We start from the raw sequence: 12,781 nt of genomic DNA, 5'->3' as shown, positions 1-12,781 counted from the left end.
TACCAAAGAGTCGCTTTTATTGCCTAAGTATTTGTGTGTTAGGACGAATGTAGATGTCTGATCAGTGTCATCTTGCTTGCAGTTTACTTGAACTTTCACCCGGTCAAGAAGGGGTGGTGGATACACTTGAAGTGGAACCAGAAGATAATGGAAGACTCTTACGGCTCGGATTAACACCGGGAAGAAGAATTACGCTGATGCGAAAAGGTCATGGGTGTATCATATCAACTGCTGGTGCAAGGATTGCGATCGACGAACGGTTGGCCGCAAAGATCTATATCGTGCGTGAAGAGGAGATACGCCAGTGAGCGCATTGCTTGATATTCTCCCTGATGATCCGCCTCATGTGTCTGCCCCACTGCGTCCGAAAACTGTAGTGTTGGCTGGGCAACCCAATGCTGGAAAGACATCACTTTTTAATCGCCTCACAGGGCTCAGGGGTCATACCGCAAACTTTCCAGGGACAACTGTCGAAGTCCGTCGGGCTCGATTGGAGCTCCTTTCTGGTCCTCTTGAATTAATAGATCTTCCAGGGCTCTACGGGCTAGAGGGAGAGAGTCTTGATCAAGTCGTAGCTCGTTCGGCTATTCTCGGAGAAAATCCCAGATTAGCGAAGCCTGATCTGATGGTGATTGTACTTGATGCCACTCGGTTGCCACATCACTTGCCCTTAGCTGGAGAGCTTCGTAATCAGGACATTCCTGTTGTTGTCGCGCTTAATATGATTGATGAGGCACGCCGTAAGCGAATTGAAATTAATCTTGATGTCTTATCAGAAGAGCTGGGAGTACAAGTGGTACCAGTTTCAGCGAGGCGCGGAACAGGAATTGATGCGCTCGTAGATGTTGTGGAGAGAGCTCTAGGAGAGGACAGCAAGTCGCTAGAGGGCGCCCCTCCTGCGCTCGCGCATTGTTCATCATGCACAGGGTGTCGTGTTACCGCTCGCTGTAGATGGGCTGATGCAGTTGTTGATAGAGCCGTCCCGAATCTTCATGCATCAGTCTCAAGACGTTCAGATGCGCTTGATAAGATAGTAACCGCCCCATTTCTTGGTCTCCCCATATTTTTTCTTGTCATGGCGGGTTTGTTTTTCTCGGTCTTTAGTCTCGCAGTGTATCCAATGGATTTGATAGATTCCATGATTGGACTACTTGTTGAGCAGGTACAGATTCAATTTCCTACAGGTCTTTTAGGCAGTTTCATTGCAGATGGAGTAATTGCTGGCATTGGGGGCGTAGTCATTTTTCTTCCGCAGATTTGTATGCTCTTTTTCGGAATCGCTCTTTTAGAAGATTCTGGCTATCTTTCTCGAGCAGTCGTTGTGATGGATAAGCTTATGCGGAGATTTGGGCTTCCAGGACAAGCGTTCGTTCCGATGTTGGCCGCCCATGCCTGCGCCGTTCCAGCGATTATGTCTACCCGCCTCATCGAGAATAAGCGAGACAGGTTGAGAACGATTCTGATTTTACCCCTGCTAACTTGCTCAGCTCGGTTGCCCGTATATCTGATGATTGCAACTCTGGTTTTTGCCGGTAATCCACTTGGAGGAGCGAGCGTGTTTGTCGGTGGATATGCTCTTGGTGCGCTGGCGGCAGTGAGTATGTCACTTCTCCTACAGTGCTCCATACTGCCCGGTAAGCCCACAGCTCTTGCCATTGAGTTGCCGCCATATCGGATGCCGAGCATGCGAGATGCCGCAAAGCTTGCATTTGACCGTGGGATGATTTTTTTACGACAAGCAGGAACGATTATTTTAACGATCTCTCTGGTGCTCTGGTGCCTTGCCAGCTTCCCACAACTTCCCGAAGATTATTCTGGTCCAAGGACTGAGCAAGCTGAGCTTGAGTATTCTTATGTAGGAAGAATAGGGAAGGGAATAGAGCCAGTGTTTGAACCACTTGGTTTTGATTGGAGAATCAGTGTTGGAGTTCTTACGTCCTTTGCTGCCCGTGAAGTTGTCGTATCTTCACTTGCCGTAATGAGTGGTATCGGTAATGAAGAGAGTGATGACTCTGAAGGATTGATTTCTTCACTGCGCTCCATGAAGAGGCAAGACGGGAGTCCCCTATTTAACCTGCCAACTGCTATTAGCCTCCTTGTCTTTTTTGTTTTAGCGATGCAGTGTTTGCCGACACAGGCGATGACGGCAAAGGAAACGAATTCATATCGCTGGCCAATTTTTCAGTTTGTCTACATGTCGCTTTTGGCTTACGGCGCTGCCTATGCCGCATTTCACATTACACGTTTTCTGGTAACGTAGTCTGCTTTTCACCGTATGCAAGGCTTCGTGAATCGAAACCATAGGCTCAAAAAGTCAGGTCTTAATCACACCTCAGTGGAAGATGTCATCAGTCTATTAAGTCTCTTTCAAATCGCCGTGCATTTTTTGCTCCCAAAGAGAAAGAAAGCCGTCCGGCACCGAAAAGGTCATGCTCTTCAGGGATTAAAAAATTCAAGAGCCTTGCAGAAAGAAGTGGGACTTGAAGAGTGCCTTCCCACTGAGAGAGAGTCCCGGGATTGTTAGGGTCATAGCCCTGCGGCGCTCCGAATTGTGCGCAATTACTCCCCGTGCATCCGAATTGAGCCGCCGGATAAATCTGCTTTAGTGTGCTGAAGAAATGTTGTTGGGCCTCTGCCTCAAGGAGTGATACAGAGGGAGATACACCATCTCCCTGAGCTCCGCAAAAGCCGGCAAGCTCTCTTATGCAGACCACATCGCTATTTTCACAAAGGGTTGCTGGTTGAGTGTGCAGCGGATTCTGGCAGGAGCCTTCTAGGGAGCCAACTGGCTGTAGGGGCTGACCCGGTACCATCTCCATTTCACACTCTGCAGTCGCATATTGATTAAAAATACTCTCACTGACTGCCGCTTTAATTCCCTGAACCGAGCTGCCGACGGAAAATGTTGGGGTCAGCTTTCCCGCCTCCATAAACGCGAGAGGATTCATCCCTGCATCTATCGCATTGGCTCTAACGGTCAGCCCCCATTCGTCTTCAGCACAACCGACCTCATGCTCAAAGTGAAGTTCTTGAAAAAAATTCTGAGAGGTTGTGTGTTCGTCGTACAAGACGGTGGCAACGGTGTACGGAATTCCCGAACGAGAGCATGAATACGCGGGAGTTGTAATCATGATCCGAGGATCGATTGTTGGGGCTAGGTGAAATGGTGGGCCGTAGCCGTAAGATGACTCAGAGTAGGAGTGATGCGGATACTGGAGGACCTCTGCTGGAATGGGTGGTTCTGCATCATTGCAAGTGGCAGGCTCCCAAATCATTGAGGGGATATTTGAAAATTGGTGGGTTTGTAATTCGTAGTCAATTTCTTCAGGCCCAACGCTTACCGTGTAAAGCTGAACACTCTCTTCCGGCGGACCGCACTCCGTAAAGGCGAGTTCCAGATTTATCTCCTCAAGTGAACCTCCCTCTATCTCATGTATAGCGGTTCCAAGATTTTCAGAACATGCTTGGGTCATCATGCCAGAGATAGGGATTGAAGGTATCTCATACCAATCATCACAAAAAGTATTTGGAAGATACGTGCTGATGACTGAACATGGAGCCGAGGTAATGGTATCTTTTTCAGACGCAGAGAATCGGTGTTCAAGTGGATGTGCTGCTTCGCCAGCTGGAGTATCAGCTCCTGGCGGAGTGAATACGGACTGTTGGCCTGTTGAGTTGTTCGGCTGAGAAGCCTGATTGACCCATCGAACTTCTGGAGCCAATCTTCCATTCGGAACGGTACAACCGGATCTATTGTGATAATCGCTGGGGAGTATGCCACCAACACATTCTCGCCAGTTATTCCATCCTCCTGATATTCTTGGAAGGAACAGTTCGAGTCCGTCAAAACTCCATTGTAGGTCTCCGCCGGTGACACCCACGAGAGAGAAGTGTAGCGTGTAGGTCTCACCAAATCTCAATCTACGAAATCCAGCATAGGTTCCCGGTATCGATTCAGCGCATGTGGCGATATCAGTGGTGACGTAACTTGAGCTTCCTGGAGCATTAGGTGATGGGAGGTTTGGAACACGGGGGCAGAAACTGGCATCATCTCCGTAACCGTACGCCCTTGCACCGAGTGGCACTTGCCCTTGTAACCCAGGACCAGAGATGCGCATCTGTATCTGTCCACTTGAGCCAGTCTGAGAGTTCGCATCTGTTCCGTATACCACAAGGGAGACAAATCCGCGGTTGGGACGATATGCAGCGCTACTGGAGCAGTCGGCTGTACTGGGAGTGTGCGAACCAGCTCCATCAAAGTTTTCAGAGATTCGACATTCATCGAGACCAGAAGGAGCTCCGAGGGTAAACGATACCGTCCCGTTGCGTGCTCCATTCCACTGAAGAGAGGGGGAACCGTTCAGTGTATAGGGAATATTATTTGAATAATTGCCACCTCCGCCAATGTACGTAGCAGAAACTTGCGGGCGTCCTCCCGGAATTCTGGCTATGTTCAGGTGAGGGGAGATGGACTGAAAAATTCGCGGTCTGATTCCTTCGGCTGGAAAACGAAGTTGAGCAAATCGGCGGAGGTTGGAGGCGTACTCAAAGCTTCGTGTTCCCAAGGAATACGCTTGATAGTTTCCGACTTCAAATTGGGGACGAAGCAAATGGTACTCTGTTCCGTAGTACTGGTATTGGTATCCATAATATTCGGACATGGAGGGAACAAATGCTGTCCAGTTGAAATATGGTGGTGATGGTTCTGAAGTACTGAAGGTTGTACAACCACCTTCGGTTGTCCATGTACATCGGTTCGCGGATTCAACCCCTTCGCGTAGCGCGGTATACCCATGAAAAGCGGTATTTGCATCATAGGCACCAATCATGAGAACAAGGAGGATTGGTAGACTGAGTGCAACCTCAAGCAGTGAATAGCCGTGGATCGTGGTATGTACCTTATTTCGCATGTGGTTTGCCTCCACAAAGCTGGTTTTTATCTCGATTGGTGTTTCTCGAACGGAAGGGCAGCCCCCTTGTGGGGGACTCGTTCTCGATAAACAACATATCGCTCTCAGTAAAAAGAAGTTTCCAAAAATCTGAGGGGAAAATTGCCGTAAACAAACGTAGTTTGAAAATAAGAACTTTTTCACCTCTCCAGCGAAACCTGTCTGGCAGAACTGGCTCCAAATGTGAGATGAATGTCTTAAGTTTCTAGCAATACAAGGGAGTTTTTATGAAAATCCTAGTGCCGGTGAAGCGAGTTCCGGACTACGAAGCAAAAATCAAGGTAAATAGCGAGCAAGACGGTATAGTTACGGACGGCATTAAGTGGATTGTTAATCCATTTGACGAGATCGCCGTGGAAGAAGCGATTAAGCTTCGGGATTCTGGTGCGGCCGAAGAGGTCATAGTCGTCGGAATTGGACCAGAGGACTCCGCTACTCAATTGCGTTATGCCATGGCTATGGGAGCCGATAGGGGTGTTCTCGTGAAGCACGATGGATTTGTCGACTCTTCTCTTGCCTCTCTGGTTCTGGCAGAGGTCTATAAAAGAGGGGAATACGGCCTCATCATTATGGGGAAGCAGTCCATTGACTCAGACGCCAATCAGACTGCTCAACTCTTGGCTGAACGGCTAGAACTCCCGCAGGCCTGCTTTGCCTCAAAGGTGGAGATCGGTGAGGGGACGGTAGCGGTTACCCGTGAAGTAGACGGTGGATTAGAGACCATTAAAGTTTCTACCCCTTGCGTTATAAGTACCGATCTCAGACTCAATGAACCTCGGTATGCATCCCTCCCTGGCATTATGAAAGCAAAGAAGAAACCGCTGGATGAGTTTACCTTTGCCGACTTAGGAGTAGATGAGCAGATTCAGGTCAAAGTTTTGCGGATGTCTCCACCTCCAGCACGTTCTGCGGGTAAAAAAGTAGAAGATGTTGCTGCACTGGTATCAGCACTACAAAACGAAGCGAAAGTAATTTAGTCGAAAGGATAGAAAAAAAGGTTGCGATAATGAGTGGATCAGTTCTTGTTTTTGTTGAGCAAGTTGAAGGAGTAGTACAGAAGTCTGGGCTTGTAGCGCTTCAGGCTGCTCATGAGTTGAAAGAGCGGTGGGGACTTTCTTCTGTTTCTACCGTCACCCTCGGGAAGGGTGCGCAGCAAGCTGCGCAGTCTCTGTTGCAATATTCAACTACCAATGCATATTTCTCGGAGGATGGCAGCCTCGAAAGCTATCAGGCGGTTACGTATAAAGCAGCTTTTGTTGATGCGTTTGAGAAAGCGAGTGCGGTGGTAGGAGTTGCAGCAGCAACTTCAACGGGAAAAGACTTTATGCCCCGTGTCGGAGCTCAAATATCGGCGGGTCAAGCTTCTGATATCATCCGAGTAAATGAAGATGGTTCCCTTAAACGTCCAATGTATGCCGGTGATGTGCTGGCAGACGTTGAGATTCTCTCTGAAAAGAAGTTAGTAACCGTTCGAGTTTCCGCATTCGCTCCTTTAGAGCCCTCTGGAAGTTCAGACGGCAGTGTTGTTGATCTCGAGTTCTCTCAGAGTGAGGCTGCAGCGGGAGAGGTCATCAACTTTGAAGTCTCAGGTGGAGATCGCCCAGAACTTACAGAAGCTGATGTTGTTGTGAGTGGTGGACGAGCGATGCAATCATCAGAGAATTTTGAGAAGTATATTTATCCCTTGGCCGATGCTCTTGGGGCAGCGGTTGGAGCTTCTCGAGCTGCGGTAGATTCTGGTTATGCGCCCAATGACTGGCAAGTTGGACAAACTGGAAAGATAGTTGCTCCTAACCTCTATATTGCAATCGGAATATCTGGAGCTATTCAGCACCTGGCGGGGATGAAAGATTCCAAGACTATTGTAGCGATCAATAAAGATGCCGAAGCCCCAATCTTTGAAGTAGCTGACTTTGGTCTTGTCGCTGACCTTTATGAAGTGGTTCCTGATCTGACTGAGAAAATTAAAGGTGTAAAAGCTGGGTAGAAAGTGGCGAGAAGAGGTTCAATATGCCTTCAAATGAAAAATGGCGTAAGCAGCAATACTCACAAGTCGTTGTCGTAGCTCTCAGTTTGCTGCTGCTAGCGTGTGGTGTGTATTGGTATGCTGGCTATCGTGAGAAATCCAGCTTACTGCCCGTTACCTTCAGCTCCGAAACTAGTGAATCAGAGAGATATTATCTCGAAATTGCAAATACGCCATCACAAAGAGAAAAAGGATTAATGTTTCGTAAGAGTCTAGAAGAGAAAAGGGGAATGATTTTTCTCTTTCCTTCTGCTCGGCAAAATTCTTTCTGGATGAAGAATACATATATTCCTCTCGACATGATATTCGTATCAGCAGATTGGGAGGTCCTCGGTGTTGTTGAAAATGCTACCCCTTTTTCCGAAGAGCAACGTAGTGTTCCTGGAATGAGCCAGTATGTTATCGAGGTTCTAGGAGGTGAGGCTAAAAAACTCCAGATTAAAAAAGGCACCAAGGTAAAACTGTATGGAGAAATACCGCCGGCTGTCTGAAAGCTGCTTGGTGTCGGATAAGGCCGCTCCTAATCAAGGCCGAAGTTAGGAATGGACTCTTGAATAAATGAGAGGTGGGGCGCATAGGTGACAGAGGCATACACATTAGTGTTGTCCGTGTCACAAAGCTGGCTATTTGGGTTTGTGAAGAGAAGATAACTCGAGACCCCTGCAATTCGCCATTCTCCACTATTCATCTGAACAAGTAGGGGGCCCCCAGAGTCTCCTGTGCAGATTCCGCCTGTCTTTCCGGTAGAATTCGCTACGACGGATGCACCGAATTGATCAACGACTCTAATATCAGTTGCTCGGAGCTCGCCATCAATGCCAGTTGGAGGAACACCAGGAGTAGTATTGCCATATCCTGCCGTGATATATCGATTTGGAACTGCGATTGCTTGCTGAAGACTGAGGGGCTTCATCGAAGGAATAGAAGTTGATGAGGAGAAATGAATAATACCGATGTCGCCGAGCGAAGATACACTCCCTGGCACATGGTCAGGATGGGCAGAGAATTCAGATGACAGATGAATCTCATTGCCAACAGTTGCCTTTACTGATGTTACCGATGTGGACAATGATGGACTCAAGCAATGTGCAGCTGAGAGTATTATCAGTGGAGAGCTCTGTATAATAGTTCCCGAACATATCCCCTCAATGCTGGAGTTGTTCAGGAGTTCCAAGGGAACGATAGGAGACACGTGCTTATCACAGATCTGTCCGTTTATGATTCTCTGGGATGAGCTTTCGGTAGATTCTTCGACCACACTACATGCTGTTTCAATATCTCCTCTGAGACAACGACGTATCCCTCGAATACGAATCGTGAGTTTTTCCTGTAAGGCTGTGGTTGAGGCAGTCTTTCTTCTCTGTCTCAGGGCTCTTATACGCTCACGTGCTTTTTTCCGACGTAACCTTTCGTAGCTAACCTCATCTTTAGAGCGATAAATCCGACGCTTGCTCGGTTCACAGAAAAACCTCCTAACGCTATCGATAGGAGCTAGTGACTCTGCCATGACTCGTTGCGGAGCAAGGGATGAGTAGAGAGCTGCTAATATTATGAGGATTCCGAAGGGTACGCTGTAGAGACGAAGCAGTCGGAAACAAGAACTCTTGGACATATCCTAATTGTATACGCTGAGGGAGAAGAAGTGCCAACTCGTTTTTTAACTGCTCTTCAGCTCAATCAATATCGAGCCAGACTCGACTTGGTCGCCTGCCTTTACATGAATCTTTTCTACAACTCCATTACTACTCGCTGCTACCGCATTCTCCATCTTCATTGCCTCAAGTACGAGCACTTCTTGACCTGCATCGATTGAATCACCCTCTTTGACCGCAACCGAAACGACAAGGCCTGGCATTGGTGCGTTTATATGCATCGGATTATGAGATTGTGCTGATGCTAGCTGAGCAGGTGCTCCACTTGAGGAGCGTTTTGCTCCAGTTGCCGGAGATAAGCCGTCCCCAGTGACTCTTACACCTCCAAGAGACTCGGCATGAATGGCAACTCCATACTCTGTTCCTCCAATAGAAAAGTAGATGGCCTCTGCATCTCTTCTGAGGTAAGTGACTTCATGCGTATTTCCATTTACGGTGACATGATACTTTTTCGGCACTACTTATATCTCCCGATAGATTCAATTCTTCCACATATCGCCCATTCACTTTCGGTATCCGCAGATTCTTGCAGAGAAAGGCGAACAGCGATAGCAGCAAGCTCTTCTTCTGAGATGGATTGAGGCGAGGCTTTTTTGTCGACCACGAAGCGGATGCCTTCAATACGTGGCTCTTCGCAGCTTGTTGGTGGCGTTGATTTTTCAACTGGGGAAGTTTTCATCTTCACTCTCACTTCGGTTACTACAACGGAATATTTCCATGCTTTCGCGTTGGGACTGAAGCTCGCTTGTTCCGTAGGATCTGGAAGGCTCTTCCAAGTTCTTCACGAGTACGTGCGGGCTCAATTACTCTATCGATGAAACCAAGCTCTGCTGCTTTCCATGGATTAAGAAATGTTTCTGAATATTCAGCTACCAGGCCAGCTTTCCTTTCTTCATATTCTTTATCGGATAATCCACTAAGCTCCTGGCGAAAAATTATCTCAACAGCTCCTTGAGCCCCCATTACGGCCACCTCGGCTGTAGGGAAGGCGAAATTAAAATCAGCATGGAGGTGTTTTGAACTCATTACATCATAGGCACCGCCGTACGCCTTTCGGGTAATCAAAGTCACTTTTGGAACTGTAGCTTCAGCAAAGGCATAAAGAAGCTTTGCTCCATGTTTTATTATTCCTCCATATTCCTGGGCAACGCCTGGAAGAAAGCCTGGAACGTCAACTAAGGTCAGTAGAGGGATATGAAACGCATCACAGAAGCGCACAAATCGGGCTGCCTTCGCGCTTGCCTGTATATCAAGACACCCTGCGAGAACAGCCGGTTGATTGGCCACTACACCAATTGAATACCCGTCTATTCTAACAAACCCAGTGACAATATTAGCAGCGTGCAAAGGTTGAGTTTCAAAAAAGACTCCATTGTCGGACACCGCATGAATAACTTCTCGCATGTCGTAAGGCTTATTTGAATCCTCTGGAACGATCTGATTTAACCGTGTCTCGGCGCGAATAAGAGGATCATCACAGGGCACTCTCGGCGCTGTATCAATGTTATTTTGCGGCAGATAAGAAAAAAGCTCAGTAACCATCGCCAAGCATTCTTGTTCGTCCGGAGCGGTAAAATGCGCAACACCACTTTTCTCAGCGTGTGTATTTGCTCCTCCAAGAGCTTCTTTCGTAACCTGTTCATGCGTCACGGTTTTGATAACCTCTGGACCAGTAATGAACATGTGGCTCGTGTTTTCGACCATGAAAATAAAGTCGGTGATTGCGGGAGAATATACGGCACCACCAGCGCAGGGACCCATGATCACAGAAATTTGGGGGATTACTCCCGAACAGCGAACGTTTCGGTAAAAAATATCAGCGTATCCAGCGAGACTCTCGACCCCTTCTTGAATTCGAGCTCCGCCAGAGTCGCTCAATCCAATGATCGGACACCCATTTTCGACAGCAAGATCCATTACTTTACAAATCTTTTTTGCATGTGCTCCAGCGAGTGAGCCACCGAATACAGTGAAATCCTGGGCATAAAGAAATACATTCCTTCCGTTGATTTTACCCGAACCCGTAATTACGCCGTCACCGAGCACTTTCTTTTTGTCTAAGCCAAACGCGCCACACCGATGAGTGACGAATTGATCTAATTCTTGAAAGGAACCAGGATCAAGAAGCGCATCTATGCGCTCTCGCGCAGTCAGCTTTCCTGCCTGATGTTGGCGCTCTATCCGTTGCGTGCCACCAGCCTGAAGTGCCTCGGCCTCCTTTCTGCGAAGCTCCTGAAGGGAGATGGATTCTGTTTCTCTCGTCATTCTACACGTTCCTACTTGATGTTAGCCGAGCCCACACTCTGGCACCGTACCCGAGCGGATTTGAGTTTAAAACGAAAACTCCTCTCTTTCACCAGGGAAACAGTTAGAGTACAAGATAGAGACTCATTCCGCTGGTAGAAATCATAACCCCGTCTCGCCTCTGTTGCTAGGACCCTCTTGAAACAGGACCCTCTTGCAACAGGACCCTTTTTGTAACTCAAATAGGGCTGCCGGGATCGGTCGTATGGTGCTTCCATCAGAGAACGGCTACAAATTTCCTTAAAACCGAGGTATACCATAGGAACTGGAGCGAAGAAGTGAAAGAGCGAAAGAAGAAGTTCCTTACTCAGTCAGGCCTAGAAATTCCCGCTCATTTTGGCGAGGATTCACAGAAAGCTGGTGAATATCCGTTCACTCGTGGCATACACGACACCATGTACAGGAGTCGGTTGTGGACTATGCGGCAATATGCCGGATTCGGAACCGCTCGTGAGACTAATGAGCGGTATCGTCTACTCCTGAAGAGAGGTTCATCAGGTCTGAGCGTTGCTTTTGATCTTCCTACTCAGATGGGAAGAGACCCCGATCACCCTCTCTCCTTGGGGGAGGTCGGAAAGGTTGGCGTCTCGATTTCGACGCTAGAAGATATGCGTGAGCTTTTCGACCAGATTCCCCTGAAAGATGTCTCGGTCTCAATGACGATAAACTCGACGGCAGCTATTTTACTGGCATTTCTGATTGTGGTTGCAGAAGAGCAGGGCGTTACGTCAGGAGAGCTAAGGGGGACAACCCAGAATGACATTCTCAAAGAGTATATAGCGCGCGGAACTTATATATATCCTCCAGAGGGAGCTCTTCGCATCACTACTGATATGTTCGGATATTGTGCGTCGCACTTACCTCAATGGAATACCATTAGCATCTCAGGCTATCATATTAGAGAAGCTGGAAGCACCGCGATACAAGAACTCGCCTTCACCTTTGCCAATGGAATTGCGTATGTCGAATCAGCCTTGAATGCCGGTCTAAAGGTGGATGATTTTGCCCAACGGTTGGCGTTTTTCTTTAATTGTCACAATGATTTCCTTGAGGAAATTGCAAAATTTCGGGCTGCCCGACGAATTTGGGCGAGGCTGATGAAAGAGCGTTTCGGTGCAAAGAATAGCCGTTCATTGATGCTCAGATTCCATACACAGACAGCGGGGAGTAGCCTTACTGCCCAACAACCGATGAATAATGTCGTTCGAACCACAATTCAGGCGATGGCTGCTGTTCTTGGTGGCACTCAGTCTCTTCATACGAATAGCTACGATGAGGCGCTGGGACTGCCAACGGAGGAAAGTGCCACCCTTGCGCTGAGAACTCAGCAGATAATAGCAGAGGAGTCAGGGATTCCGTCTTTTATCGATCCATTCGGAGGCTCGTTCGCGGTCGAGGAGCTTACTGGACAAATTGAGAGTGCCGTGAACGAGGAGTTAGAGCGCATTGAATCACTCGGGGGTATGGTAAAGGCGATTCTTGATGGTTATCCACAGGAAGCCATCGAGAAAGCGGCTTATCAGTATCAACGTGAGATAGAGGATAAGGACCGCATTATCGTTGGTGTAAATGGGTATATCGAGGAAAAAGAAGAATCGACCACGCCTATTCTGAAAGTAGATTCTTCGCTAGAGACTCGACAGAGAGAAAAGCTAAAAACAACGAAAGACAAAAGAGATACAGATTCTGTGAAGGCCTCGCTTGAGGAATTACGAGGAGTGGCAAAAAGTGGATCAAATGTAATGCCAGCCCTGATTAAAGCGGCAAGGGTGGGTTCAACTCTTGGTGAAATGAGCGATGTTTTTCGTGAAGTCTATGGAGTCTATGCAGGCTAAATAACAGCACAAAGC

11 protein-coding genes are annotated in these 12,781 nt (G+C 47.9%); 6 read left to right on the top strand and 5 right to left on the bottom strand.

Features of this window, described 5'->3' with window-relative positions; all coding sequences use genetic code 11:
- The first annotated feature begins 53 nt into the window (after positions 1-53).
- Positions 54-308 carry a ferrous iron transport protein A gene (locus tag EBR25_00670; protein ID NBW39492.1) on the top strand — a complete coding sequence of 85 codons (255 nt, stop codon included), beginning with the start codon at positions 54-56 and terminating at the stop codon, positions 306-308.
- The gene (locus EBR25_00665; GenBank protein NBW39491.1) at positions 305-2,260 is read left to right on the top strand and encodes a ferrous iron transporter B; all 1,956 of its coding nucleotides are present in this window, start codon (positions 305-307) and stop codon (positions 2,258-2,260) included. The genes EBR25_00670 and EBR25_00665 overlap by 4 nt, the downstream gene beginning before the upstream one ends.
- Before the next feature lie 88 nt (positions 2,261-2,348).
- Here EBR25_00665 and EBR25_00660 read toward each other — a convergent pair whose 3' ends face one another.
- Entirely contained in the window at positions 2,349-4,910 is a 2,562-nt protein-coding gene (locus EBR25_00660; GenBank protein ID NBW39490.1) for a pilus assembly protein, read from the bottom strand.
- A 266-nt stretch (positions 4,911-5,176) separates the two neighbouring features.
- Here EBR25_00660 and EBR25_00655 point away from each other — a divergent pair, with 266 nt between their 5' ends.
- From EBR25_00655 to EBR25_00645, 3 genes are read left to right on the top strand one after another with little or no spacing between them, the layout of a single operon-like run.
- Positions 5,177-5,926 carry an electron transfer flavoprotein subunit beta/FixA family protein gene (locus tag EBR25_00655; protein NBW39489.1) on the top strand — a complete coding sequence of 250 codons (750 nt, stop codon included), beginning with the start codon at positions 5,177-5,179 and terminating at the stop codon, positions 5,924-5,926.
- Between the two features lie 29 nt (positions 5,927-5,955).
- The gene (locus tag EBR25_00650; GenBank protein ID NBW39488.1) at positions 5,956-6,936 is read left to right on the top strand and encodes an electron transfer flavoprotein subunit alpha/FixB family protein; all 981 of its coding nucleotides are present in this window, start codon (positions 5,956-5,958) and stop codon (positions 6,934-6,936) included.
- A 23-nt stretch (positions 6,937-6,959) separates the two neighbouring features.
- A complete protein-coding gene (locus tag EBR25_00645; GenBank protein NBW39487.1) occupies positions 6,960-7,466 on the top strand; it encodes a DUF192 domain-containing protein in 507 nt (168 codons plus the stop codon).
- Positions 7,467-7,495: 29 nt separating this feature from the next.
- Here EBR25_00645 and EBR25_00640 read toward each other — a convergent pair whose 3' ends face one another.
- The 4 genes from EBR25_00640 to EBR25_00625 are packed head-to-tail and all read right to left on the bottom strand — an operon-like array spanning position 7,496 to position 10,892.
- Positions 7,496-8,587 (bottom strand): hypothetical protein, encoded by a 1,092-nt coding sequence (locus tag EBR25_00640; GenBank protein NBW39486.1) that lies wholly within the window; start codon positions 8,585-8,587, stop codon positions 7,496-7,498.
- Between the two features lie 45 nt (positions 8,588-8,632).
- Positions 8,633-9,085 carry a biotin/lipoyl-binding protein gene (locus EBR25_00635; protein NBW39485.1) on the bottom strand — a complete coding sequence of 151 codons (453 nt, stop codon included), beginning with the start codon at positions 9,083-9,085 and terminating at the stop codon, positions 8,633-8,635.
- Positions 9,085-9,306, bottom strand: a complete 222-nt coding sequence (locus tag EBR25_00630) for a hypothetical protein (GenBank protein NBW39484.1) — start codon at positions 9,304-9,306, stop codon at positions 9,085-9,087. Before EBR25_00630 ends, EBR25_00635 begins: the two co-directional genes overlap by 1 nt.
- Before the next feature lie 20 nt (positions 9,307-9,326).
- Complete coding sequence (locus EBR25_00625; GenBank protein ID NBW39483.1) at positions 9,327-10,892, bottom strand: acyl-CoA carboxylase subunit beta; 1,566 nt, start codon at positions 10,890-10,892, stop codon at positions 9,327-9,329.
- A gap of 317 nt (positions 10,893-11,209) precedes the next feature.
- On the opposite strand from EBR25_00625, the gene EBR25_00620 reads away from it, so the two are divergent.
- On the top strand, positions 11,210-12,766 hold the full coding sequence (locus tag EBR25_00620) for a methylmalonyl-CoA mutase (protein NBW39482.1): 1,557 nt from the start codon (positions 11,210-11,212) through the stop codon (positions 12,764-12,766).
- Positions 12,767-12,781 lie beyond the last annotated feature (15 nt).

This window comes from bacterium (assembly GCA_009926305.1).
Classification (GTDB): Bacteria; Bdellovibrionota_C; UBA2361; order UBA2361; family RFPC01; genus RFPC01.
The sequence above is the reverse complement of the archived record's forward strand: the minus strand, read 5'-3'. Positions and strand labels throughout refer to the sequence as shown.

Excerpts from the sequence above, each read along its gene's own strand:
- EBR25_00670 (NBW39492.1), top strand. The coding sequence starts at position 54 with ATGTCTGATCAGTGTCATCTTGCTTGCAGTTTACTTGAACTTTCACCC.
- EBR25_00660 (NBW39490.1), bottom strand. The coding sequence starts at position 4,910 with ATGCGAAATAAGGTACATACCACGATCCACGGCTATTCACTGCTTGAG.
- EBR25_00655 (NBW39489.1), top strand. The coding sequence starts at position 5,177 with ATGAAAATCCTAGTGCCGGTGAAGCGAGTTCCGGACTACGAAGCAAAA.
- EBR25_00650 (NBW39488.1), top strand. The coding sequence starts at position 5,956 with ATGAGTGGATCAGTTCTTGTTTTTGTTGAGCAAGTTGAAGGAGTAGTA.
- EBR25_00645 (NBW39487.1), top strand. The coding sequence starts at position 6,960 with ATGCCTTCAAATGAAAAATGGCGTAAGCAGCAATACTCACAAGTCGTT.
- EBR25_00640 (NBW39486.1), bottom strand. The coding sequence starts at position 8,587 with ATGTCCAAGAGTTCTTGTTTCCGACTGCTTCGTCTCTACAGCGTACCC.
- EBR25_00630 (NBW39484.1), bottom strand. The coding sequence starts at position 9,306 with ATGAAAACTTCCCCAGTTGAAAAATCAACGCCACCAACAAGCTGCGAA.
- EBR25_00625 (NBW39483.1), bottom strand. The coding sequence starts at position 10,892 with ATGACGAGAGAAACAGAATCCATCTCCCTTCAGGAGCTTCGCAGAAAG.